23 protein-coding genes, 2 tRNA genes and 1 pseudogene are annotated in these 22,140 nt (G+C 66.7%); 12 read left to right on the top strand and 14 right to left on the bottom strand.

Annotated elements, in window-relative coordinates:
• Positions 1-11: 11 nt before the first annotated feature.
• From epsC to CA237_RS02210, 3 genes are all read right to left on the bottom strand, one after another.
• The gene (epsC, locus tag CA237_RS02220; protein ID WP_066686732.1) at positions 12-929 is read right to left on the bottom strand and encodes a serine O-acetyltransferase EpsC; all 918 of its coding nucleotides are present in this window, start codon (positions 927-929) and stop codon (positions 12-14) included.
• Between the two features lie 110 nt (positions 930-1,039).
• The gene (locus tag CA237_RS02215) at positions 1,040-1,288 is read right to left on the bottom strand and encodes a hypothetical protein (protein ID WP_066686734.1); all 249 of its coding nucleotides are present in this window, start codon (positions 1,286-1,288) and stop codon (positions 1,040-1,042) included.
• A 193-nt stretch (positions 1,289-1,481) separates the two neighbouring features.
• A tRNA-Ala gene (locus tag CA237_RS02210) sits at positions 1,482-1,557 on the bottom strand.
• Between the two features lie 220 nt (positions 1,558-1,777).
• Here CA237_RS02210 and CA237_RS02205 point away from each other — a divergent pair.
• Together CA237_RS02205 and CA237_RS02200 are read left to right on the top strand one after the other, a co-directional pair.
• Positions 1,778-3,022, top strand: a complete 1,245-nt coding sequence (locus CA237_RS02205; RefSeq protein WP_066686736.1) for a DUF2171 domain-containing protein — start codon at positions 1,778-1,780, stop codon at positions 3,020-3,022.
• 106 nt (positions 3,023-3,128) lie between these two features.
• Positions 3,129-4,118, top strand: coding sequence for an NADP-dependent oxidoreductase (locus CA237_RS02200; RefSeq protein ID WP_084401164.1), 990 nt, complete (start codon positions 3,129-3,131; stop codon positions 4,116-4,118).
• 145 nt (positions 4,119-4,263) lie between these two features.
• Here the strand turns inward: CA237_RS02200 and CA237_RS02195 are convergent, their stop codons facing one another.
• The 4 genes from CA237_RS02195 to CA237_RS02180 are packed head-to-tail and all read right to left on the bottom strand — an operon-like array spanning position 4,264 to position 6,247.
• Positions 4,264-4,443 carry a hypothetical protein gene (locus tag CA237_RS02195; RefSeq protein WP_055763497.1) on the bottom strand — a complete coding sequence of 60 codons (180 nt, stop codon included), beginning with the start codon at positions 4,441-4,443 and terminating at the stop codon, positions 4,264-4,266.
• A 9-nt stretch (positions 4,444-4,452) separates the two neighbouring features.
• Positions 4,453-4,905 (bottom strand): YaiI/YqxD family protein, encoded by a 453-nt coding sequence (locus CA237_RS02190; RefSeq protein WP_066686753.1) that lies wholly within the window; start codon positions 4,903-4,905, stop codon positions 4,453-4,455.
• On the bottom strand, positions 4,902-5,369 hold the full coding sequence (locus tag CA237_RS02185; protein ID WP_066686755.1) for a GreA/GreB family elongation factor: 468 nt from the start codon (positions 5,367-5,369) through the stop codon (positions 4,902-4,904). The genes CA237_RS02190 and CA237_RS02185 overlap by 4 nt, the downstream gene beginning before the upstream one ends.
• Positions 5,369-6,247, bottom strand: coding sequence for a neutral zinc metallopeptidase (locus tag CA237_RS02180; RefSeq protein WP_126012602.1), 879 nt, complete (start codon positions 6,245-6,247; stop codon positions 5,369-5,371). Before CA237_RS02180 ends, CA237_RS02185 begins: the two co-directional genes overlap by 1 nt.
• Positions 6,248-6,375: 128 nt before the next feature.
• On the opposite strand from CA237_RS02180, the gene CA237_RS02175 reads away from it, so the two are divergent.
• From CA237_RS02175 to CA237_RS02165, 3 genes are read left to right on the top strand one after another with little or no spacing between them, the layout of a single operon-like run.
• Positions 6,376-7,536: a patatin-like phospholipase family protein gene (locus CA237_RS02175; protein ID WP_066687983.1), complete on the top strand. Its 1,161-nt coding sequence runs from the start codon at positions 6,376-6,378 to the stop codon at positions 7,534-7,536.
• Positions 7,537-7,539: 3 nt separating this feature from the next.
• Positions 7,540-8,325: a 3-hydroxybutyrate dehydrogenase gene (locus CA237_RS02170; RefSeq protein WP_066686758.1), complete on the top strand. Its 786-nt coding sequence runs from the start codon at positions 7,540-7,542 to the stop codon at positions 8,323-8,325.
• 7 nt (positions 8,326-8,332) lie between these two features.
• Positions 8,333-8,986 (top strand): DUF4893 domain-containing protein, encoded by a 654-nt coding sequence (locus CA237_RS02165; protein ID WP_066687991.1) that lies wholly within the window; start codon positions 8,333-8,335, stop codon positions 8,984-8,986.
• A gap of 125 nt (positions 8,987-9,111) precedes the next feature.
• On the opposite strand, the gene CA237_RS02160 is transcribed toward CA237_RS02165, so the two are convergent.
• A complete protein-coding gene (locus CA237_RS02160; protein WP_066686760.1) occupies positions 9,112-9,573 on the bottom strand; it encodes a hypothetical protein in 462 nt (153 codons plus the stop codon).
• Between the two features lie 101 nt (positions 9,574-9,674).
• Here CA237_RS02160 and CA237_RS02155 point away from each other — a divergent pair, with 101 nt between their 5' ends.
• The gene (locus CA237_RS02155; protein ID WP_066686762.1) at positions 9,675-11,807 is read left to right on the top strand and encodes a M3 family metallopeptidase; all 2,133 of its coding nucleotides are present in this window, start codon (positions 9,675-9,677) and stop codon (positions 11,805-11,807) included.
• 90 nt (positions 11,808-11,897) lie between these two features.
• Here the strand turns inward: CA237_RS02155 and CA237_RS02150 are convergent, their stop codons facing one another.
• The gene (locus CA237_RS02150) at positions 11,898-12,467 is read right to left on the bottom strand and encodes a PRC-barrel domain containing protein (RefSeq protein ID WP_241215411.1); all 570 of its coding nucleotides are present in this window, start codon (positions 12,465-12,467) and stop codon (positions 11,898-11,900) included.
• 156 nt (positions 12,468-12,623) lie between these two features.
• Between CA237_RS02150 and CA237_RS02145 the strand changes: the two genes are divergently transcribed.
• Genes CA237_RS02145 through CA237_RS02130 form a run of 4 tightly spaced genes read left to right on the top strand, consistent with a single transcriptional unit; the run spans position 12,624 to position 17,067 of the window.
• A complete protein-coding gene (locus CA237_RS02145) occupies positions 12,624-13,916 on the top strand; it encodes a 3-methyl-2-oxobutanoate dehydrogenase (2-methylpropanoyl-transferring) subunit alpha (RefSeq protein ID WP_126012599.1) in 1,293 nt (430 codons plus the stop codon).
• A gap of 10 nt (positions 13,917-13,926) precedes the next feature.
• A complete protein-coding gene (locus CA237_RS02140; RefSeq protein ID WP_066687994.1) occupies positions 13,927-14,931 on the top strand; it encodes an alpha-ketoacid dehydrogenase subunit beta in 1,005 nt (334 codons plus the stop codon).
• Between the two features lie 5 nt (positions 14,932-14,936).
• Positions 14,937-16,292 carry a dihydrolipoamide acetyltransferase family protein gene (locus CA237_RS02135; protein ID WP_126012596.1) on the top strand — a complete coding sequence of 452 codons (1,356 nt, stop codon included), beginning with the start codon at positions 14,937-14,939 and terminating at the stop codon, positions 16,290-16,292.
• A gap of 55 nt (positions 16,293-16,347) precedes the next feature.
• Complete coding sequence (locus CA237_RS02130; RefSeq protein WP_232307813.1) at positions 16,348-17,067, top strand: DUF4163 domain-containing protein; 720 nt, start codon at positions 16,348-16,350, stop codon at positions 17,065-17,067.
• 25 nt (positions 17,068-17,092) lie between these two features.
• On the opposite strand, the gene CA237_RS02125 is transcribed toward CA237_RS02130, so the two are convergent.
• Positions 17,093-18,862 carry a DUF885 domain-containing protein gene (locus CA237_RS02125; RefSeq protein ID WP_066686774.1) on the bottom strand — a complete coding sequence of 590 codons (1,770 nt, stop codon included), beginning with the start codon at positions 18,860-18,862 and terminating at the stop codon, positions 17,093-17,095.
• 61 nt (positions 18,863-18,923) lie between these two features.
• Complete coding sequence (locus CA237_RS02120; protein ID WP_126012593.1) at positions 18,924-19,586, bottom strand: uracil-DNA glycosylase; 663 nt, start codon at positions 19,584-19,586, stop codon at positions 18,924-18,926.
• A gap of 22 nt (positions 19,587-19,608) precedes the next feature.
• Between CA237_RS02120 and folK the strand changes: the two genes are divergently transcribed.
• Both folK and CA237_RS02110 read left to right on the top strand, forming a co-directional pair.
• Positions 19,609-20,085: a 2-amino-4-hydroxy-6-hydroxymethyldihydropteridine diphosphokinase gene (gene folK, locus CA237_RS02115; RefSeq protein WP_066686780.1), complete on the top strand. Its 477-nt coding sequence runs from the start codon at positions 19,609-19,611 to the stop codon at positions 20,083-20,085.
• A gap of 15 nt (positions 20,086-20,100) precedes the next feature.
• Positions 20,101-20,176 (top strand) — tRNA-Lys (locus CA237_RS02110).
• Between the two features lie 121 nt (positions 20,177-20,297).
• Here the strand turns inward: CA237_RS02110 and CA237_RS19960 are convergent.
• The 3 genes and pseudogenes from CA237_RS19960 to CA237_RS02100 form a co-directional block, all read right to left on the bottom strand.
• The gene (locus CA237_RS19960; RefSeq protein WP_241215410.1) at positions 20,298-20,912 is read right to left on the bottom strand and encodes a hypothetical protein; all 615 of its coding nucleotides are present in this window, start codon (positions 20,910-20,912) and stop codon (positions 20,298-20,300) included.
• A 182-nt stretch (positions 20,913-21,094) separates the two neighbouring features.
• A pseudogene (locus CA237_RS20180) lies at positions 21,095-21,484 on the bottom strand (DUF6791 domain-containing protein); the annotation flags it as partial.
• Positions 21,459-22,127 (bottom strand): multiubiquitin domain-containing protein, encoded by a 669-nt coding sequence (locus CA237_RS02100; RefSeq protein ID WP_164523810.1) that lies wholly within the window; start codon positions 22,125-22,127, stop codon positions 21,459-21,461. The gene CA237_RS02100 and the pseudogene CA237_RS20180, both read right to left, overlap by 26 nt.
• Between the last annotated feature and the right edge of the window lie 13 nt (positions 22,128-22,140).

The following is a 22,140-nucleotide window of genomic DNA, read 5'->3' as shown; positions in this document are numbered from 1 at the left end:
CGATTGTCCCGTCAGGACGCGACGACCGCCTCCGGCTGCACGATGACGGTGCGCGGCGCGACGTCCTTCAGCAGCCAGACATTGCCGCCGATCACCGCCCGGTCGCCGATCCGCACCCGCCCCAAAATGGTCGCCCCGGCATAGATCACCACATCGTCACCGACGATCGGATGGCGCGGCACCCGTTCGGCAAACGGTCCGGTCGCCTCGCGCAGCTCCGACCGGCGCGGTGTCCGCGCGCCCAGCGTCACATGCTGGTACAGCCGCACCCGCGCGCCGATCACCGCCGTCTCGCCGATGACGACGCCGGTGCCATGGTCGATGAAGAAGCCCGGCCCGATCGTCGCACCGGGATGGATGTCGATCCCGGTGCGTTCGTTGGCGATTTCCGACATGATCCGCGCGACGATCGGCGCGCCCAGCGAATCCAGCTCGTGCGCAAGGCGATGGTGCAGGATCGCGGTCGCGCCCGGATAGCAGATCAGGATTTCGTCGACGCTCCGCGCGGCCGGGTCACCGCGAAAGATCGCCGCGACGTCGGTGTCGAGCAGCGCCCGCACCCGCGACAGCGTCCCCGCGAACAGCCGCACGATCTCTGCGGGCCGCTCCGCCGCCGCCCCGATCCCCGTCGCATCGCGCCAATAAGCGAACTCGGCGACGATCGCCGTATCGAGCAGCGCGAACGCTTCGGTCAGTCGTTCGGCAACGAACGCATCCTCCGCGTCAGCCGCGCCATCAAAGCCGCCGATCCGCGCCGGGAACAGCGCCGCCGCCAGCAGCTCGACCGCGCGTGCCAGCTCGGCACGGCGCGGAAAGGCCGCGGGCTGCCGCCGGTTCGGCTGCGCCTGCCGCCACGCCATGCGCGCGCTCGACAGGGCACGGGTGGCATGGTCGATCGCGCGGCGGCGGTCGTCGTCGGGCTGGGTCATCGCATCTGCTCGCAAAGAAAGGGGCCGGGCGGCGGCTGCCGTCCGGCCCGAGTTGCGCTTAGGGAGCTATCCAAAGCGTTGCGGAGGCGGCGCCCGGAGCGCCGCGAAACTCAAAGGCCGGTGCCGTTGGTTACCGGATCGGCTACGTTCGCCGCGGCGTCGTTCAGCACGACATTGTCGCCGGGCAGGGCGACGTCGTTGCCGAGCGCCACATCGTTCGCCAGCGGTTCGTCGAGTGAGGTCAGGTTCGTCTCGATCACGGCGTTTTCCGCGGCGGCATTGTCGGCGGCGGTCTTGTCGCCGCATGCGGCGAGCCCGAGCAACGCGACGGCCGCGAGCGGTGCGAAATTCTGTTTCAAACCTGATCTCCCCATGTTCAGGACCGCCGCGGATCGGCGGTGTCGAGGGTCGTTGTAACCGCTCGACGGGAGCTGGGAATAATCCCATTGCTTTAGTGGGGTATTGCTCCGCTATCAACGCAAGCAGCCATGCCGCGACCGATCCGGCGGTGGTCGCGCTATCAGATCAGCGATGTGGAGGTAGAAGGCGGGGTGGTGGAGCTGAGGGGAATCGAACCCCTGACCTCTGCAGTGCGATTGCAGCGCTCTCCCATCTGAGCTACAGCCCCGCCCCGTTCCCGGACGTCGCCGGGGCCGTTCCCTTAGCGGCCCGAAAAAGCGGATGCAACGGGTCTTGCACATTTCCCGATCAAAAACGTCCGGCCGCCATCGGTCGCTGCGACGAACCCCTTCGTCGCGCCCGTTTCAGACGGGTCGGAACCATCGGCCTGTTGGGTGCTTCTCTGGCATACGACATGGCAGCGACCATGCTGCTGCGCCGCCAACAACATGAACCATCTGCAGGAGATTTTCATGGGCTATGATCGCTATTCGCGCGACGACGACTGGTCGCGGAACAGCCGCAACGGCGAAGACAACCGCTGGCGGGACCGCGACGATCGTGGACGGGGCGGCTATGGCTATGGTTCGCAAAGCTATGGCAGCGGATCGCAGCGCGACGACCGCGGCAATCGCGACTATTATGGCGGCCGTTCGTCCTACGGCTCCAGCTACGGTGCGGACCGCGACCGCGGCTATGGCAGCCGGGACTATGGCAACCGTGAATATGGCAGCCGCGATTACGGCAGCCGCGATTACGGCAGCCGGGACTTCGATTATTCGGATCGCGGGTCGCGGGGCTACGGTGCGCAGGGCGACCGCTATCGCGGCAGCTATGCCCATGACGGCCACCGTTTCGCCGATCAGGGCGAACGCGACTCGCGCTACGGAAACGACCGCTTCCGGAACGACCGCAGCAACCGGCGCGACGACCTCGAATATGATGCCGACGAGCGCGGTTTCCTGGCGCGCGCCGGCGACGAAGTCCGCTCCTGGTTCGGTGATGAAGAAGCGGAACGCCGCCGCGAACGCGACCAGCGCTACGACGAGCAGATGGCGCGCTATGACGACCGTCACGGCGACCACGCCTACCGGTCATGGCGTGACACGCAGGTCAGCGCGTTCGACCGCGATTACGACGAATATCGCCAGGAAAATTCGCAGCGCTTCCAGAGCGAGTTCAACGCCTTCCGCACCGAGCGGCAGACGCAGCGCGACAGCCTGACCCGCGTGACCGAGCATATGGAAGTCGTCGGGTCCGACGACGAACATGTCGGCACTGTCGACAAGGTGCGCGGCGACCGCATCATCCTGACGAAGAGCGACCCGGACGCCGGTGGTCATCATCACTCGATCCCGTCGCGCTGGGTGTCGTCGGTCGACGGCAAGGTGAAGCTGCGCAAGACCGCCTCGGAAGCCAAGCAGGCATGGCGCGACGAGGAAGAGAAGCAGGCGATGTTCGGCAACCAGTCGCAGCAGCGCTATGGCAGCGATCGCTTCGGCACGCAGAACAATGACGACGACCGGACGCGCGAAGCGAACCGCTATGGCGCGTCGACCACGACCGGCAACACGTCGACCACGACCGGTCAGGCGCTGGGTGCCGGCACCTCGACCACGGCCGGAACCGGCGTGGGCGGGACGACGACCGACAGCAATACGAACCTCAATCGTAGCTCCCCCGGAACCTACTAAACCGTTCGCAGTGGCGACAGGCGGAGGGGCGCGGGAAACCGCGCCCCTTTGCTTTTGCGGGACAGGCGCTTAAGTTGCGGACCGAAACTGATATGGAGCATCCAACATGGCGAAGGCGTGGCATCTGGTAAAGCGACCGCAGGGAATGCCGGTGATGACCGATTTCGACCTGCGCGACCTGCCGCAGCGCGAACTGGCGGACGGGGAAGTCCGCATCGCGAATCGCTGGCTGTCGGTCGACCCCTATATGCGCGGCCGGATGAACGACGTGAAAAGCTATGTCCCGCCGTTCCAGCTCGACGCCCCGATGGATGGCGGCGCGGTCGGCGAAGTGATCGAAAGCAAGGCCGCCGACCTGCCGGTCGGAACCCGCGTGCAGCACATGGCCGGCTGGCGCGACGAAGCGATCGTGCCTGCCAAGGGCGTGAACAAGCTGCCCGATATCGATCTCCCCGAACAGGCGTTCCTAGGTGCGCTGGGCCTGACCGGCATGACCGCGTGGTTCGGCCTGCTTGCCGTCGCCGAGGCGAAGGCCGGCGACACCGTGTTCGTCTCGGCCGCCGCCGGCGCGGTCGGGTCGGTCGTGGTGCAGATCGCCAAGGCGAAGGGCATGACCGTCATCGGATCGGCCGGCGGAGCGGAAAAGGTCGAATGGGTCCGCTCTCTCGGTGCCGACCATGTCATCGACTATAAGGGTGACGTGCCGCTGGTGAAGGCGCTCGGCGCCGCCGCGCTGGACGGGATCGATGTCTATTTCGACAATGTCGGCGGCGACCATCTCGACGCGGCGCTGGCCCATGCGAACCAGGGCGCGCGCTTTGCGATCTGCGGCATGATCGACGGCTATAACGCGTCGCAGCCGACCAGCCTGCGCTACCTGATGCGGGTCATCGCCGCGCGCATCCGCATCCAGGGCTTCATCGTCAGCGACTTCATGGGTCGCATCGCCGAATTCCAGCAGGGCATGGGCGAAATCGTCGCCGGCGGCAACTTCCAGCGCGAGGAAACCGTGGTCGAAGGGCTGGAGAACATGCCCGACGCGTTCCTCGGTCTGTTCAGCGGCCAGAACAAGGGCAAGATGCTGGTGAAGCTGTAACCAAGATCCTCCCCGCTCCGCGGGGAGGGGGACCGTCCGAAGGACGGTGGAGGGGGTTGTCGGCATACGGAACCGCAGCGTCAGCGGCTCGCCCCTTCCACCAACTCTGCTGGTTCCCCTCCCCGTGCTGGGGAGGAGCCTGCGGTTACCGCAACTTCGCGATCTTCAACCCGTCTTCCTTTGCCCGATCCTTGATCGACTCCTCGCTACGCGTCAGCGCCTTGGCCAGCGCCTTCAACGCCATGCCCTTGCCCGCCAACTGGTGCAGCTTCTGGATTTCATCGGGCCGCCACGGCTGGCGGTGACGTTCGAACTTCTCGGCCATGCGCGTCTCCTATCGTTGGCGGGCCGGCCGCACCAGCGCGGCGTCGAGCGATTGCAGGAAGTTCGACCGGTCCGCCTTGCCGAACGGCGGCGGCCCGCCCAACTGCTCGCCGCCCGCGCGCAGGTCGGCCATGATCGCGCGAGTGGCGATCGCGCCGCCGATCGACGCGCCGGTAAACGGCTTGCCGTTGGGCGCCAGCACCACCGCACCGGCCTTCAGGCAACGATCCGCCAGCAGGATATCGGCGGTGACCACCACGCAATCCGCGCCCGCGGCGTCCGCGATCCAGTCGTCTGCGGCATCGAACCCGTCCGACACCACCACCCGCTCGACCCAGGGCAGGAGCGGCACGCGAAAATGGCTGTTGCTGACGATCGATACCCGCGCGCCGTGCCGTTCGGCGACGCGATACACCTCGTCCTTCACCGGACAGGCATCGGCATCGACCAGGATGCGGGTCATGGTTCGATCGGACCGGTCTCGATCACCTCGATCGCGTCGCTGCGCCCGCCGAAATCAGCGGTCTCGCCCGCCATCAGCCCAGTCATCGCCAGCGCCAGCGGCGCGGTGAACGGGATACGTCCTGCCGCCGGATCGGCCTCGTCGCTGCCAACCAGTTCGATCGTCTTGCGCTGGCCGTTCAGCGTATAGGTGACGCGCGATCCGAACGCGACCTCGTCGGTCGGGACAGGGGCGATCTCCGCCGTCGAATGGCGCGTGCGCCAATAGCGCAGGTCGCGCCTGATCGCCGTCGTCCGCTCGGCGTCACCTTCCGCCGCCTCCAGCTCGCCTTCCAGCCGCGCGACCTGCGCCGCCATCGCCGCCAGCCCGCGCTTCGTTACCAGATTGGGGCCGGGCGGCAGCGGCAGTTCGAACCGGGGTTCCTTATGCTCGTCGTCATCCTCTCGCCGAAACGCAACGCTCATCAAATCGTCCCTGAAAACGTATCGCACCGGGCGGGATCGCCCGTGTCATACCCGCGCTTGAGCCAATAGGCCCGCTGCGCCGACGTGCCATGGGTAAAGCTCTCGGGCGCAGCGTTGCTGCCCTGCAACCGGTCGTCCCCGATCGCCTCGGCCGCGCGCAGCCCTTCCTCCAGGTCGCCCGGCTCCATCCGGCCGCTGCGCTTCGCCCACACGCCGGCATAGCAATCGGCCTGCAGTTCCAGCCGCACCGACTGTTCGTTGCCCTGCGCGGCCGCCAGCGGCCGTTGCGCCGGGCTGACCGCTTCGGCCTGTCCGGTCAGGTTCTGGATGTGGTGGCCGACCTCATGCGCCACGACATAGGCCTGCGCGAAGTCGCCGCTGGCGCCGAAACGCTGCGACAATTCGCGGAAGAAGCTGGTGTCGAGATACACGCCACGATCGGTCGGGCAATAGAAGGGCCCCATCGCCGCCTGCGCCGCGCCGCAGCCCGACTGGTTGTTGTCCTGATAGAAGCGCAGCCGGGGCGGCGTGTAGCGCGCGCCCTGTTCGGCGTAGATCTGGCCCCAGACCTGTTCGGTCGATTTGAGTACCCGGCAGGCGAAGAGTTCCTCGGCCGTATCGCACGGCACATTCTCCTGCGCCGAACCCTGTTGCGCGGTCGGAGCCTGCGACCCGCCGCCGATCAGGCCGCCGCCGCCCGAAAACAGCAGGAAGGCGACACCGACGATCGCCAGGATGCCGATGGTGCCACAACCCAGCCCGCGCCCGAGCAACAGCGGCAGCAGGCCCAGCAGGTTGAACCCGCCGCCCCCGAACCCGCCACTTCCGCGACCGAGATCGTCGACATTGCTGGATGGATCGAGATCGTCGAGGCGCATGGGCGGCGGTCCAATCGTTGTAGCTGCGTACTGAAATGCGCGAAACGCCCATGATGTTGCAACCAGCCGCCATGAAATCGGTTGAAGGGGCGTTGTACCCCGTACGCATAATGCGCAAAGTGTCGTCGATGGCAGAAGCTGATCCCCGTTTGCGCCGACAATCCCCCGCCGGTCTGCCCTTGCCCGATTGCGTGGCGCTGGTGCTGCAGGGGGGCGGGGCGCTGGGCAGCTATCAGGCGGGCGTGATCGAACGCCTGGGGGAATCACAGATCGAGATCGACTGGGTCGCCGGTATCTCGATCGGGGCGATCAACGCCGCCATCTTCGCCGGCAACCCGCCGGAGCGCCGGATCGAGCGGTTGCGCCAATTCTGGGAGACGGCGGCCGGCGTGCTCCCCTGGTTCCCGATCCTGCCGGACGACCGCGTGCGCGAATGGGTACATGAATGGTCGGCGGGCGTCGTGCTGGCGACCGGCGTACCCGGCTTCTTCCGCCCGCGCGGGATCGCGCCGCAATTCGCCGCGCCCGGCACGGCGGGGGCTCTCAGCTACTACGATACCGGGCCGCTGCGCGAGACGCTCGATACGCTGGTCGACTGGGACCTCGTCAATGACGGCCCGGTACGGCTGTCGGTCGGGGCGGTCGACATCGCAAGCGGCAACTTCGTGTACTTCGACAGCGCCCGCGAACGGCTGGACGCGCGGCACGTCATGGCGTCGGGCGCGCTGCCGCCGGGCCTCCCCCCGGTCGAGATCGACGGCCGCTGGTACTGGGACGGTGGCCTCGTCAGCAACACGCCGCTGACCCATATCCTCGACCATCAGCGCGATCCGATGCTGGTGTTTCAAGTCGACCTGTTCTCCGCCGAGGCCGAACTCCCGCGCACCATCGGCGACGTGGCGGCGCGGGAAAAGGAAATCCGCTTCTCCAGCCGCACCCGGCAAGTCACCGCCGAACGCCTGCGTCTGCGACAGGAGCGCGAGCTGATCCGCCGGCTGGTCTGCAAATTGCCGGTCGAGCTGCGCGACGATGCCGATGTCCGCGCGCTCGAGGCGATGGCGGACGAACATCCGCTGAGTCTCGTCCACCTGATCTACCGCGCGAACCGCTGGGAAGGCGGCGCGCGCGACTTCGAATTTTCGGCGCGCGCGATGCAGGAGCATTGGGCCGCCGGTCGCGCCGCCATCGCCGAGACGATGGCCAATGCCCGCGTCGTCGCCGAAAACATCCTCGACGGACGCACCGCCGCGTTCGACCTCACCCATTCTCTTCACCAACGCCAAGGATAACGCATGTTCCTGAAGGGCAAGACTGCGATCGTCACCGGTTCGACGTCGGGCATCGGCCTCGCCTATGCCAAGGCATTCGCGGCCGAAGGTGCGACGGTCGTCATCAACGGCTTCGGCGACGAAGCCGCGATCGAACAGGAACGCGCCGCGCTGGCGCAGGCAAGCGGCGCGGAGGCCCGCTACGACGCGGCCGACATGACCAAGCCGGAGCAGATCGCGGCCATGGTCGACAAGGCGGCGGCCGAGTTCGGGTCGGTCGACATCGTCGTCAACAATGCCGGTATCCAGCATGTCGCCAAGATCGAGGAGTTCCCGGTCGACAAATGGGACGCGATCCTAGCGATCAACCTGTCGTCGGCCTTCCACATGATCCGCGCCGCCGTGCCGCACATGAAGAAGGCCGGTTGGGGCCGCATCATCAACACCGCATCGGCGCATAGCCTGGTCGCCAGCCCCAACAAATCGGCCTATGTCACCGCCAAGCACGGTCTGGCCGGCCTGACCAAGACGGTCGCATTGGAAGTCGCGACCTGCGGCATCACCGCCAACTGCATCTCGCCCGGCTATGTCTGGACCCCGCTGGTCGAAAAGCAGATTCCGGACACGATGGCCTCGCGTGGCCTGACGCGCGAGCAGGTGATGAACGACGTGCTGCTGGCCGCACAACCGACCAAGGAATTCGTCACCGCCGAACAGGTCGCCAGCCTGGCACTGTACCTGTGCCGTGACGAGGCGAAGGCGATTACGGGCGCGAACCTGTCGATCGATGGCGGATGGACCGCCGCGTGATCGTGGCATGATCCGCCTCGCATCGCTCGCGACGATCCTGGCCGGCTGCGCGACCACCGCGTGCGGTGGCGGTGGGGCGGCTGTCGCTTCGTCCGGGACCGGCGCGCCTCCGACGGCGCCGTCGGCCGGATCGGACGACTGGCGGCGGGTGGCGACCCCGGCGGATCGCGACCGGCTGCGGCGGTGGCGCGATGCGTGGATGACCGCGCTGCCCCGCGCACGCGCGGCAGATGCGGCGGCGATCGCGGCGCAGGGGGCGCTGTTCAACCCCGATGGTGCGCTGGCCGGCGGATCGGCCCCGGCCGGGCGCTATCGCTGTCGCGTGTTCAAGCTGGGCGGCGCGGGCAGCGCGATGCGCGACTTCACTGCCTATCCCGCGTTCGATTGCCACATCACCGACGAAGGCCGCGTCCGCAGCTTCTACAAGGAAAGCGGGTCGCAGCGCCCGGTCGGCCTGCTGTTCGCAGATGGCGACCGCACCGTCTTTCTCGGCACGCTGCTGCTCGGTGACGAACGGGCGGCGCTGCAATATGGCCAGGACCGCGACCGCGACATGGCCGGGTTGCTGGAGCGGGTAGGGGAGCGTCGCTGGCGGCTGGTCCTGCCCTATCCGCGGTTCGAATCGCTGCTGGACGTGATCGAACTGGTGCCGGCGGAGTAGCGAGCAACCCTATCCAAACCGTCACCCCGGACTTGATCCGGGGTCCCGCTTTCTAACGACATCAGAAGAAGAAGCGGGACCCCGGATCAAGTCCGGGGTGACGATTGGAATAGGTGTTGGGCGTTCTAAGCCAGCGTGCGCCGCACCGTCTCGTAACAATCGTCGATATGCGAATTGCCGACCAGCTTCATCGCCCCGAAGCTGATGCCTGCCGCCGCGATCTGCCCGGCGAACGGCACGAAGCGCAGCAGCGACTTGCTGGCATAGCGCGCGCCGACGCGGCGGATCAGCATGGTGACGATCCGTTTGGTGATCGACCGGCCGATCACGCCATTGCCCAGGTTGGCGGCGATCAGCAGCACCTGCTTGGCCCGGTCCGGCTCCAGCGCCTTGACCTGTTTTTCGTCCAGCCCGAACCGGTTGCTGATTTCGGGCAGCAGCTTGGTCAGGATGTTGGCATCGACGATCAGGTCGGCACCCGGCACCGGCACTGCCGACGCGCCGGCCGATACCAGCGCACGCTTGGTCACCAGCGTGCGCGCTTCGTCGCGCACGTGGTCGAGTTCGGTCAGCGAAGTGATTTGCATGGAGGCCCCGTATCGTTTCGTTGCCGCATCAACGCCGATCTTGCCAAGCGGCTCCCGATCGTTACCCTCGATACGAATTTGCCTGTAAAACGGATAGTTGCATGATCCTGCGTATCGGCGCGCTGCTCGCCACGACCATTTTCATACCCTCGGCCTTTGCCGCTGCCATGCCGCAGGCGCCCGCCGCGACCGTCGACGCGACCCCGCTCACCGCGAAATGGACCGGCCCGTATCAGGGGGTGCCGCCCTGGGACAAGGTGACGCCGGCGATGTTCCCGGTCGCCTTCCCGGTGGCGATGGCGGAGATGCGCCGCGAAATTCACGCAATCCGCGACGACAAGCGACCCGCGACGTTCAAGACGGTTATCGAACCGATGGAACTGGCCGGCGACATGATGGAGCGTGTCGGGTCGATGTGGGGCGTCTATACCAGCAACCTTGCGACCAAGGACGTGCAGGCGATCGACCGCGAATGGTCGCCCAAGCTGTCGGCCTTTTATGACGAACTGTTCCTCGACCCGAAGCTGTTCGCCCGGATCAAGGCGGCGTATGATAGCCGTGCGAGCCAGAAGCTGAACCCGCAGCAGCTGCGCTTGCTGGAGCGGACCTATCGCAGCTTCGTGCGACGCGGCAGCCTGTTGACCGATGCGCAGCGCCAGCAGGTCAGCGGCCTGAACCAGCAATTGTCGGTCGCCTATAACGACTTTAGCCAGAAGGTGCTGGCGGACGAGGAAACCTGGATCGTCGTCGACGACGCGAAGCAACTTGCCGGCTTGCCCGACAGCTTTATCGCCTCGTTGAAGGCGGCAGCGGACGAGCGGGGCCTTGCGGGCAAATGGGCGATCGTCAACACCCGCTCGTCGGTCGCGCCGGTGCTGACCTATGCCACCGACCGTGCCTTGCGCGAAAAGGTCTGGCGCGCCTTCGTCATGCGCGGTGACAACGGCAACGCCAACGATACCAAGGCGACGATCGCGACCATCCTGAAGCTGCGGCAGGAGCGGGCCAAGCTGCTCGGCTTCCGCAACCACGCCTATCTGCGCATGGACGACACGATGGCCGGTACGCCCGCCAATGCCAAGGCGCTGATGATGCGCGTCTGGCCCGCCGCGGTGGCGCGCGTGCGCGAGGAAGTCGCCGACATGCAGGCATTGGCGCGCAAGGACGGCGCGAACATCACCATCGAACCATGGGACTATCGCTTCTACGCCGAAAAGGTGCGCAAGGCGAAATACGACCTCGATGAAAGCGAGGTGAAGCCGTATCTCCAGCTCGACAATATCGTGCAGGCCGCCTTCTACGCCGCCGGTCGCCTCTACGACCTGAAGTTTACCGAGAATACCGGGCAGATTCCGGTGTTCGAAAAGAATGTCCGGACCTTCGTCGTCACCGATGCGAAGACCGGGCGCAATGTCGGCGTCTTCTATCTCGACAACTTCGCCCGCTCGGGCAAACGGTCGGGGGCATGGGCGACGCGCTATCGCGGACAGCAGAAGCTGGGCGGCGAGACCAACGTACTGGCGTCGAACAACAACAATTTCGTCAAGGGCGCCGCCGGGCAGCCGACGCTGATCAGCCTCGACGACGCCACGACGCTGTTCCACGAATTCGGCCACGCGATCCATTCGTTCCTGCAGAACGTGACCTATCCGGGCCTCGCCGGCACGCCGCGCGACTTCGTGGAATATCCCAGCCAGGTGAACGAGAACTGGTTGCTGACGCGCGACGTGCTCGACCGCTATGCCAAGCATTACCAAACCGGGCAGCCGATGCCGCAGGCGCTGGTCGACAAGATCGAGAAGTCGTCGACCTTCAACCAGGGCTTCGACACCGTCGAGTATCTGTCCTCGGCGATCGTCGACATGGAGTTGCACGACCGCGAGACGCCGGTGACCGATGTCGCGGCGTTCGAGCGGGAAACGCTGGGCAGGCTCGGCATGCCCAGGGAGATGGTGATGCGGCACCGCCTGCCGCAGTTCAATCACCTCTTCTCCTCCGACGCCTATTCCGCCGGCTATTATTCCTACCTCTGGTCGGAAACGATGGACGCCGACACCTGGGCGGCGTTCGAGGCGACCGGCAATGTGTGGGACAAGGCGACGGCGGATCGCTTCCGCCAGACGTTGCTGTCGACCGGCAACGAAACCGACCGCAAGGACGCCTATCGCGCGTTCCGCGGTCGCGACCCGGACGTGACCGCATTGTTCAAGCGCCGCGGCTTCCCGGTCCGCTAAAAATCCTCCCCGTTACGCGGGGAGGGCGACCGTCCGCGGGACGGTGGAGGGGGGCGCCCGCATACGGAACTGCCGGGATACGGCGGCCCCCTACACCGTCTCGGGCCAGTCGTTCGCCTGCACCACCGGCTTCCCGCGAACCGCATCGGCGGTCAGCGTCGTCCGAACCCCATCCTTCCCAAACAGCAACTCCCCGGGCGTCAGCGCATGCAACGTTTCGCCGACGCCGCCGACACCCCCGGTACTGACGACGACATAGGCGATGGCATTGTCGCCGCAGCCGAGCATCGCGTCGACGATCGTCCCGACCGCCTCGCCACGCGGTCCCGTCAGCGTCGCCCCGATCACGCCGCCCGCGGCATATAGCGAGGGCACCGGATGCCGCGCGCTCGCGTCCGCCGCCGCGCTGCTGCCCTTGTCGTAGCTCGCCTGCCGCCCCAGCCAGCGCCACACGCCGACGACGTTCACCAGCGTCAGGAAAGCGTTCGACAGCACCAGATTGGTCTGTCCGCTGGTCAGTCCGACCGTCGTCCACGCGACCGATCCGACGCAGAATATGACGAAGCCCCATCCGGTGATCCGCGCGCCCAGATTGGCGGCGGTCATCATCGCGGCGATCATGGTCGCGGTCGGTGCGATCCACCCGGCAAGGTCGCCCATGATTTTCTCCGTTTCGGTTCAATGCGATACGGATAATTCCGCCAACGGTTCCTGTCGGGCGCAACGACCCCCTCGCCAAGTGCGTTGAAATTATATAACAAGCGTTTGTAACGAGTCTGCGCGCCCTGACGGACGACGCAGAGACATGGAGAGTGCATGACCGGCGACAGCCGCACGAACCTGCCGCGCCTCGCGCTGCACGTGCCCGAACCCAAATTCCGTCCCGGCGATGCGGTGGACTTCGCCGATGTCGCCGTGCCGCCCGCCGGCGCGCAACCCCGCCCCGACACCGCCGCCGCGCCCGACAGCTTCCACGACTTGAGCTACACGCTGGTCCGGGTGCTCGACGAACAGGGGCAGGCGGTCGGCCCGTGGAACCCCCGGCTCGACGCCGACATGCTGCGGCGGATGCTGCTGAAGATGGCGACGGTGCGCGCGTTCGACGAACGCATGTTCCGCGCCCAGCGGCAGGGCAAGACCAGCTTCTACATGAAATGTACCGGCGAAGAGGCGATCGCGGTTGCCGGAACCATGGCACTCGACCGCGACGACATGACCTTCCCCAGCTATCGCCAGCAGGGCATCCTGATTACGCGCGACTATCCGCTGATCGAGATGATGAACCAGATCTATTCGAATAGCGGCGACAAGTTGCAGGGCAAGCAGTTGCCGATCATGTATTCGTCGAAGGATTTCGGCTTCTTCTCGATTTCCGGCAACCTGACCACGCAATATCCGCAGGCGGTCGGCTGGGCGATGGCGTCGGCGTCGAAAGGCGATACCCGGATCGCGGCGACGTGGTGCGGGGAGGGGAGCACGGCGGAAGGCGACTTCCACTCGGCGCTGACCTTCGCCACCGTCTACCGCGCGCCGGTGATCTTCAACGTCGTCAACAACCAATGGGCGATCAGCAGCTTTTCCGGCTTTGCGGGCGCGGAGGCGACGACCTTCGCCGCGCGGGCGATCGGCTACGGCATCGCCGGCCTGCGGGTCGACGGCAACGACGCGCTGGCGGTCTATGCCGCCACCGCCTGGGCCGCCGAACGCGCACGGACCAATCAGGGACCGACACTGATCGAACATTTCACCTATCGCGCCGAAGGACACTCGACTTCGGACGATCCGTCGCAATATCGCTCCGCCGGTGAGCCGACCGCATGGCCGCTGGGCGATCCGATCGCCCGGTTGAAGGCGCACCTTGTCAACATCGGCGAGTGGGATGACGAACGTCACGCGGCGATGGACCGCGAGGTCGCCGAAGCCGTCCGCACCGCACAGAAGGCGGCAGAGGCCAACGGCATCCTCGGCCACGGCCTGCACCAGCCGCTCGACACGTTGTTCGACGGCGTGTTCGAGCACATGCCGTGGCACCTTCGTGAACAACAGGCGCAGATGATGGCCGAGGAGGAGGCCTCCGGTCGCCCCTGGGCGCGCAAGGAGGGCCACTGACATGGCGCGGATGAACATGATCCAGGCGATCAACTCCGCGATGGACGTGGTAATGGACCGCGACCCGAGCGTGATCGTCATGGGCGAAGATGTCGGCTATTTCGGCGGCGTGTTCCGCGCGACCGCCGGGCTACAGTCGAAATACGGCAAGACCCGCGTGTTCGATACGCCGATCACCGAATGCGGCATCATCGGCGTCGCGGTCGGGATGGGCGCGTACGGCCTGCGTCCGGTGCCCGAAATCCAGTTCGCCGATTACATCTACCCCGCGCTCGACCAGCTGGTCAGCGAGGCGGCGCGGCTGCGCTATCGCTCGGCCGGTGACTTCACCGCGCCGATCACGGTGCGCTCGCCGTTCGGCGGCGGTATCTTCGGTGGGCAGACACACAGCCAGTCGCCCGAGGGCATTTTCACCCACGTATCGGGCATCAAGACGGTAATCCCGTCGACGCCCTATGACGCCAAGGGGCTGCTGATCGCCGCGATCGAGGACAACGACCCGGTCCTCTTCTTCGAACCCAAGCGCATCTATAACGGCCCGTTCGACGGCAATTGGGACAAGCCGGCGCAAAACTGGTCGAAACATCCCGGCGGGGAAGTGCCCGAGGACTATTACCGCATAGAACTAGGCAAGGCGAAGGTCGTGCGCGAAGGCGCCGACCTGACGATCCTCGCCTATGGCACGATGGTCCATGTCGCACAGGCGACCGTGGAAGCGGCCGGTGTCGATGCCGAAATCCTCGACCTGCGCACGCTGGTGCCGCTCGACATCGACGCGATCGAGGCGTCGGTGAAGAAGACCGGTCGTTGCATGATCGTGCACGAAGCGACCCGGACGGGCGGCTTCGGTGCCGAATTGTCGGCGCTGGTGCAGGAACGCTGCTTCCACCATCTCGAAGCGCCGATCGAGCGCGTGACCGGCTTCGACACGCCGTATCCGCACAGCCTCGAATGGGCGTATTTCCCGGGGCCGGTCCGTATCGGACAGGCGCTCAAGAAGATCATGCAGGACTGACCGCCATGGCACGTTTCTCTTTCCGCCTGCCCGACATCGGCGAAGGCATTTCCGAAGCCGAGATCGTCGCATGGCACGTCGCCGTAGGCGACCGCGTCGAGGAAGACGGGCGCCTCGCCGACATGATGACCGACAAGGCGACGGTCGAAATGGAAAGCCCGGTCGCGGGCACGGTGGTCGAACTGGCCGGCGAGCCGGGCGATCAGGTGGCGATCGGCGCAACGCTGGTGGTGATCGAGACCGAAGGCGAGGTCGTGCAGCCGGCCGAACCCGAGCGGGTCGGGGCGGAAAACCCGGGCGTTGAAGAGGTCGCAACCTCCCCAGTAGCCGAACGGCAAGATCCTCCCCGGGGAGGGGAGGGGGACCATGCGCAGCATGGTGAAGGGGGGGCGCCACTGGACGCTACACCCAACCATGTTTCGCAGGAGGCCGCCCCCCTCCACCATCCGGCTGCGCCGGACGGTCCCCCTCCCCGTGCCGGGGAGGATAAGGTGCTCGCCTCGCCTGCGGTGCGCGCTCGTGCCAAGGACCTCGGCATCGACCTGTTCACCGTCCGCCACGACGGCCCGCACATCCGCCACGCCGACCTCGACGCCTTCCTCCGCTACGGCAGCGCGCAGGGCTACCGTGCCCCGAACGCCAGCCGCGCGCGCGCGGACGAAACCGTCAAGGTCATCGGCATGCGCCGCCGCATCGCCGAGAACATGGCGGCCGCGAAGCGCCACATCCCGCACTTCACCTATGTCGAGGAGATCGACGTCACCGCGCTGGAGGCGATGCGTGCCGATCTGAATGCCGCACGGGGCCAGCGACCCAAGCTGACCATGTTGCCGCTGCTGATCGTCGCGATCTGCCGGACGCTGCCCGACTTCCCTATGCTCAACGCGCGCTATGACGACGAAGCGGGTGTCGTTACGCGCTTCGGCAGCGTCCATCTGGGGATGGCGGCGCAGACCGATGCCGGGCTGATGGTGCCGGTGATCCGCGACGCGCAGGACATGAATCCTTGGCAGCTGGCCAGCGAGATTATCCGCCTCGCCGAAGCGGCCCGCACCGGTAAGGCCAAATCCGAGGAATTGTCCGGCGGCACGATCACCGTCACCTCGCTGGGGCCGCTGGGCGGGATCGCGACGACGCCGGTCATCAACCGCCCCGAAGTCGCGATCATCGGCCCGAACCGCATCGTCGAGCGCCCGGTATTCCGCGCACGGCCCGGCGGCGGCGAGGAGATCGTCAAGGCCAAGCTGATAAACCTGTCGATCAGCTGCGACCACCGCGTCGTCGACGGGCATGACGCCGCCAGCTATGTTCAGGCATTGAAGCGGCTGATCGAAACGCCGGTGCTGTTGTTCGCCGACTGACCCGTCGGCCTGCGGCAGCCGCGTTCGGGTAGCGTGGGATGCGGAGGGTTGTGGAATGCGGGCAGGATCGATGATCGGCGTGGCGATGCTGGCGGCGGCGGTGGCACCGTCGGCCATCGCGCAGAAGCCGGCAGCGACGGCGGATTACGAGTTCGATTATAGCTACCCGGTACAGGCTGCCCGCATCGCGCCGCTCAAGGCGTGGCTGGAAGCCGACAAGGCGAAACGGCGCGCATGGGTCGTCCGCGCGTCCGCCGAGGCGCGCCGGGAGGCGAAGGCCGCCCGCGCTCCGTTCCGGGCGTACGAGTTGCAGCAGAGCTGGGACGTCGTCACCGAAACGCCGCGCTTTCTCAGCCTGTCGTCGGCCAGTTACAGCGATACCGGCGGGGCGCATGGCAACGGATCGTCGGGCGGATTGATCTGGGACAAGCGGGCCGGGCGGCGGATGAACGCCGTGTCGCTGTTCGTCTCTCCCGCGGCGTTTCAGTCGGCGGTGATGACGCCGTGGTGCCGCTGGATGCGCGCCGAACGGACGCGGCGCGTGGGTGCCGATGCGGGCAACGATACGACGTTCGGCCAATGCCCGCCGGCGAAGGACGTGACAGTTCTGCTGGGGTCATCGAACGGGCGCGCGTTGAACCGGATCGGCGTGATCGCCGACCAATATGTCGTCGGCTCCTATGTCGAGGGGCCGTATGAACATACGCTGCCGGTGACGCAGGCGGTGCTGCGCGCCGTAAAACCCGAGTATCGCGCGGCGTTTGCAGTTCGCTAGTTCCTTCCCGCAAGCGGGGAGGATCTTACGCGATCGCCTCGCCGAACATCAGCGCCCGCACGAACCGCACCGGCGGCGATCCGTACGAGATGGCGGCGTCGTTGTAGCGCATCAGGTCGAACTTGCTGCCCGCGCGGCGCTCCGCCTCGCGGCGCATGTCCATATGCTCGCTATAGCCGACGAAATAGCTGAGCAGCTGCGTCGACCCCAGCCGGGCGCGGGTCCATTTGCCGGCAGCCTCGCGCTCCTGCTGGAAGGCACCTTCCATCATTAGCTTCATCGCCTGCGCCTCGGTCAGCCCCTCGGTATGGATGCCGATGTCGAGCAGCGTGTTGGTGATCGAGCGCATCCGCATCTTGAGCACGGTCAGCTTGAACAGGGGATCGCCGTCCAGGTAATCGGCATCCGCCATCATCCGTTCGGCATAGACCGCCCAGCCTTCGACGAACGGTCCCGACGACAGCACCGCGCGCAAAACCGACTTGTTTTCATTGCTGTGCGCAATCTGGAGGTAATGGCCCGGCATCGCCTCATGGATCGACAGGTCGTGGATCATGTAGTCGTTATATTCGCGCAGGAACGAGGTCGTCTGCGCTTCGGTCCAGTCGGCTGGGATCGGCGACACGGCGTAGAAGGTGCCGAGATGCTTTTCGAGCGGACCGGGGCTGTCGCAATAGGCGACGGCGACGCCCTGCTGGAACTTCGGCATCTCGATGATCTGCACCGGGGTGGTCGGCACGCGAACGAGCCTTTTCTCGCGGACGAAAGCGGTCGCCTGTTCGAGCGTCGAGCGCGCCTTCGCCATCACGCCCGACCGGTTGGGACGCCGGGCGTAGCTCATTTCCAGCGCGGCCTCGATCGCCTTTTGCTGTTGCGCCGGGGTCGGGCGGGCGGGCGTCACCGGTGCCTTGGGCCGGCCGCGCAGGACGAGCCGGGCAAGGCCATACATTTCCGCGCGGGTTTCGGCGGCGGCCTTCACCGCGCGCGCCTTGATCTCGGTCCGCGACAGCGGGGAGAGCAGCGCGAACTTTACCTTCTGGTCGTACAGCTCGGGGCTGAGGCGGAACTCTCCTTTGGCGGCGGGGACCAGGACCGTGTCGAGCCAGCGCTGCTGCTCGGCGGTCGCGGTCTTCAGCGTGGCGACGGCGCGGTCGAACCGCGCGCGATCGGCACGGCTGAGCGTTGCGCGGTGCGGGGCCAGCATCGTGTCGACGATCTGGAGCACGCCGGCATTCTGCTTCGCGACGGTGGTCGCATAGATCGCCGGCACGCGCGCCGGCACGATGCTCTCGCGCATCTGGGCGAACATCACCGGCACCTGCTCCATCCGCTTCGTCGCGGAGCGCAGCCGCTGCGGCCATGGGGCGAAGTCGCGGGCTGCCAGCGCGTAGAGCCCGCCGGAAATGGTGCCGGCGGCACCCTGCGGGTCCCACGCGAAGGGTTGCAGCACCTCCAGCGTCCACAACTGATAGCGCAGGTCGTTGTCGAGCAGCGCGGCATCGACCTGGTCGTCACGCGACAGCGACGCGCGGGGAATCGCCGCCAGTTCGGCCAGCGTCGCACGCAGGAAGGCGGCATCGCGCGCGCGACCGACGGCGGACAGATCCTCAACCTGATCGTCATAGTCGTGGTTGCCGAGCGCCGTGGCATAGCCCGGATGCAGCCGCGCCATACCGTCGAGATACCGCTTCGACAGACGCGCGAAGTCGCCCGCCGGCCCGCTTTGCGCCAGTGCCGGAAAACTGCCGGCAAGCGGCGCGAGCGCCATCAGCGCGACGAAATGGCGACGGTACATGCGATGTTCCCCCAAGGTCGTTGGCGCAGGCTATCGCGCTTCCGGCACGGTACAAGCGGATTCAGTCGGCACCGCGCAGTTCGATCGCGCGGGCGAAGACCTCGGCGAACATTTCCGGTGTCAGCCGCCCGGTATTCTGGTTGTAGCGCGAGCAGTGATAGCTATCGATCAGCGTGACGCCGCTCGGCATCGTGTGTTCGGCTAGGTGCGCGAACCGTGCCTTGGGCAGGCGGCCGCCCAGTACCTTCACCGCCGACTGGTGGGCGATCGCACCCAACGCGATGACGACGCGGAGTGAGGGCATCGCCGCCAGATCGGCGTCGAGGAACGGCCGGCAGGTGCGGATTTCCTCCGGCGTCGGCTTGTTCTCGGGCGGTAGGCAGCGGACGGCGTTGACGATGGCGATCCCCATGGGCGCAGGCGCATCGTCGACCTTGCCGGTATAGCTTCCTTCGGCGAGGCCGGCGGCGATCAGCGTGTCCCAGAACAGTGGCCCGGATCGATCGCCGGTGAAGGGGCGTCCGGTACGGTTGGCGCCTTGCAGCCCGGGGGCAAGGCCGATGATCGCCAGCCACGGGTCGGCATCCGCCAGCGGCGCGACCGGGGCGTTCCACCAGGCCGGATGTTCGATCCGGAGACTTTCGCGCAGCTGGACGAGGCGCGGGCAGAGCGGGCAGTCGCGCGAGGGTTCGGTCGCGGCGAGGGCAGGGGTAGCGATTTCCATCGCCAGCCGATAGGCGCAGCCGATGGCGACCTCAACCTATGCGATTGCGATCGGTTCGAACCGGCCGGGGCGGCATGGCGGCCCGGTCGCCGAAGTGCGCGCCGCCGTCGCTGCGCTCGACGGGGTCCGCGCGGTCGCGCCGATCATGGCCAGCGCGCCTATCGGCCCGTCGCTGCGCCGCTATGCCAATACCGTGCTGTTGTTGGATACGTCGCTGTCGCCGCCCGATATGCTCGCGCAGTTGAAGGGGATCGAGCGCAGCTTCGGGCGGCGGCGTGGGCGACGCTGGGGATCGCGGGTCATCGACCTTGACATCGTCCTGTGGTCGGGCGGCCGATGGCATAGCCGGGGCCTGTGCGTGCCGCATATCGCGTTTCGAGAGCGCCTGTTCGTCCTGCGCCCGCTGCGCGACGTGGCGCCGGACTGGCGCGATCCGGTCAGCGGTCGCACGATCCGACAGCTGCACCAACTGGTTGACCGCGCTCGTCCGCGGGACTAGGGGCGGGGGCTTCGTGGGCCCGTAGCTCAGTTGGTAGAGCAACGGACTTTTAATCTGTAGGTCTCGGGTTCGAATCCCGACGGGCTCACCACCTCCGCGCCGCCGGGCGCTGCGGCGCGATAACACTGTCACAACGGCGCTTTTAGTGACACGGCTGGATCAGAGTGAGCGAAACCGTGCTCGAGATCAAGGCGCGGCATTCGGCCGGACGCCTATGCCTGATCGCCGTTCGTGATGTGATTGCCGTCGATGGCGTAGGTCGAGAAGTGCTCGGCCTTTGTGTCGACGTAGAAGCCCGACAGCCGCTTCCACCGAATGATCGCCAGCGCAGCGTTTAGGGCGTTCAACTCGACCACCTGGATGTTGGTGGCATAAGGATCGACTCCGTCGTCGGCAGCCATGGGGATCCTCGACCGGTCCCAGACATGGTCCCGCATGGCCGGCGTGCTGGCCGTCGTCCGAACGATCCCGGTCAGGCCGTGTTCTCCAGCCTGCAGCCCCATGCCGACGTCGATGAAGCTGATCCCGCGATCCTCAAGCCGCTCGACGAGTTGGCGCTTGCCCGTCGGATCGTCCGAGCACAGGAACACGAAGTCGAGATTGTCCAGCAGCCGCATCGTCGCCGGACCCATCCTGACCCGGTGGGGCACGACGCCGCGATGAAGGGCAGAATAGATCCTGTCGAAGTGATCGACCTTCGCGCGCCTTTCCGCGAGGGCCGCAAGCGGGACGGCGCCGGGAGCCCTGAACGCGTTGTGCTGCAGGAACAGGTCGTCGTCGAACAGATGGATGCGGGCGACCGGCGTCTTGCTGAGGAAGTCGAGCACATACCCGCCGGTGCCGCCCAGTCCCACGATGCCGATGACCTGGCCGGCCAGTCGGTCTGAAAGATTGCCGATGCCGCTTCGAGAAGTTGCCGTGTCGACGTAGTGGAAGGGGATTCCGATCCATCCGCGGCGACGATGCGGCCGGTGCGGGCGGTGGCGGACGGATCGAGCGCGACCGCATGGCTCGAGATCTGATGGACGAAGGTCACCATCTTCTCGTAATAGTCGACGAACTCGCGCCCGATCGGCTTGCTGCAGAGCCAGTGATCGACCAGGAGCCCGCCGCCCAGATCGCGCCGCTGCTCGCGGGCATGGACCATGTTGACGAGCGGCCTTCCTTCGCGGTCGCAGGGCAGCGCCCCGGTGAACCAGGCCTGATGGTCGCGGGGCGCAATAGTCCGATCGCCGGCGAGATCCAGCGTCGACACGAGCTGGCCCCGCCGAACCCGCCGATACCGATCCACGTAAGGCACGTCGCGCACGACCAGATACCCGGCGACGATGGCCAGTTCGTAGCCATCGTCGACTAGGCGCTGCAGATCGGGGCTACGACTTGTTCGTGGCGCTGACATTGAAGACCTCACCCCGACGCGCGGTGATCGCCTCCTGCGAGAGCAGCGAGCCCTCCGGCCTGTCGGGCGGGCCGCGGCGATAGGTGACGGTCAACGCCCTGCTCGACGCCGTCGTCAGGTCGGTGCCCGGAAAGGCCAACCCGACGAGGTCCTCGAACGTGACGTCGGGACGATCGAGCAATACGGTCCTGCCGTTGATAACCACGGGCACGGAAGCGCGGTCCGGCAGCGCGTCGCGAGCCTCGACCTGCGGCGGCCACGGTGTCGTCAGGTCGATGACCGAGCCCCGACGCAGCGAGGTTTCGCCGCCGTCGAGGTAGAGTTCGACGTCCTCGCCGATGCCCCCGATCCGCCGAACGTCCGTCTCGGTGATCGCCGGATCGCCCCAGTCCCACCCCAACCCGGCGACGCGCAGGTGACGGAGCGTTCCATCGCGGAAGGTGCGGAAGGCGGGACGCACGTCCGCCTGGATCAGCACCGGCTGATCGGGTGCGACATGGGCGGCGCGCCCACCGTCAACCCTGATCACGATCCCGTCCCCCACGCCAGACAGGGCCAGCAGCTGCGCGGCGGTCACTTCCGCCGAGCTCACCGACTGCGCCCTGCCGTCCACATCGATCTCGAAACCATCATTGTCGTCCATGTCGATCTCCTTC

Source organism: Sphingomonas sp. ABOLH (assembly GCF_003951715.1).
Lineage (GTDB): Bacteria > Pseudomonadota > Alphaproteobacteria > Sphingomonadales > Sphingomonadaceae > Sphingomonas > Sphingomonas hankookensis_A.
The sequence above is the reverse complement of the archived record's forward strand: the minus strand, read 5'-3'. Positions and strand labels throughout refer to the sequence as shown.

Excerpts from the sequence above, each read along its gene's own strand:
- epsC (WP_066686732.1), bottom strand. The coding sequence starts at position 929 with ATGACCCAGCCCGACGACGACCGCCGCCGCGCGATCGACCATGCCACC.
- CA237_RS02205 (WP_066686736.1), top strand. The coding sequence starts at position 1,778 with ATGAACCATCTGCAGGAGATTTTCATGGGCTATGATCGCTATTCGCGC.
- CA237_RS02200 (WP_084401164.1), top strand. The coding sequence starts at position 3,129 with ATGGCGAAGGCGTGGCATCTGGTAAAGCGACCGCAGGGAATGCCGGTG.
- CA237_RS02195 (WP_055763497.1), bottom strand. The coding sequence starts at position 4,443 with ATGGCCGAGAAGTTCGAACGTCACCGCCAGCCGTGGCGGCCCGATGAA.
- CA237_RS02190 (WP_066686753.1), bottom strand. The coding sequence starts at position 4,905 with ATGACCCGCATCCTGGTCGATGCCGATGCCTGTCCGGTGAAGGACGAG.
- CA237_RS02185 (WP_066686755.1), bottom strand. The coding sequence starts at position 5,369 with ATGAGCGTTGCGTTTCGGCGAGAGGATGACGACGAGCATAAGGAACCC.
- CA237_RS02180 (WP_126012602.1), bottom strand. The coding sequence starts at position 6,247 with ATGCGCCTCGACGATCTCGATCCATCCAGCAATGTCGACGATCTCGGT.
- CA237_RS02175 (WP_066687983.1), top strand. The coding sequence starts at position 6,376 with ATGGCAGAAGCTGATCCCCGTTTGCGCCGACAATCCCCCGCCGGTCTG.
- CA237_RS02170 (WP_066686758.1), top strand. The coding sequence starts at position 7,540 with ATGTTCCTGAAGGGCAAGACTGCGATCGTCACCGGTTCGACGTCGGGC.
- CA237_RS02165 (WP_066687991.1), top strand. The coding sequence starts at position 8,333 with ATGATCCGCCTCGCATCGCTCGCGACGATCCTGGCCGGCTGCGCGACC.
- CA237_RS02160 (WP_066686760.1), bottom strand. The coding sequence starts at position 9,573 with ATGCAAATCACTTCGCTGACCGAACTCGACCACGTGCGCGACGAAGCG.
- CA237_RS02155 (WP_066686762.1), top strand. The coding sequence starts at position 9,675 with ATGATCCTGCGTATCGGCGCGCTGCTCGCCACGACCATTTTCATACCC.
- CA237_RS02150 (WP_241215411.1), bottom strand. The coding sequence starts at position 12,467 with ATGGGCGACCTTGCCGGGTGGATCGCACCGACCGCGACCATGATCGCC.
- CA237_RS02145 (WP_126012599.1), top strand. The coding sequence starts at position 12,624 with ATGACCGGCGACAGCCGCACGAACCTGCCGCGCCTCGCGCTGCACGTG.
- CA237_RS02140 (WP_066687994.1), top strand. The coding sequence starts at position 13,927 with ATGAACATGATCCAGGCGATCAACTCCGCGATGGACGTGGTAATGGAC.
- CA237_RS02135 (WP_126012596.1), top strand. The coding sequence starts at position 14,937 with ATGGCACGTTTCTCTTTCCGCCTGCCCGACATCGGCGAAGGCATTTCC.
- CA237_RS02130 (WP_232307813.1), top strand. The coding sequence starts at position 16,348 with ATGCGGGCAGGATCGATGATCGGCGTGGCGATGCTGGCGGCGGCGGTG.
- CA237_RS02125 (WP_066686774.1), bottom strand. The coding sequence starts at position 18,862 with ATGTACCGTCGCCATTTCGTCGCGCTGATGGCGCTCGCGCCGCTTGCC.
- CA237_RS02120 (WP_126012593.1), bottom strand. The coding sequence starts at position 19,586 with ATGGAAATCGCTACCCCTGCCCTCGCCGCGACCGAACCCTCGCGCGAC.
- folK (WP_066686780.1), top strand. The coding sequence starts at position 19,609 with ATGGCGACCTCAACCTATGCGATTGCGATCGGTTCGAACCGGCCGGGG.
- CA237_RS02100 (WP_164523810.1), bottom strand. The coding sequence starts at position 22,127 with ATGGACGACAATGATGGTTTCGAGATCGATGTGGACGGCAGGGCGCAG.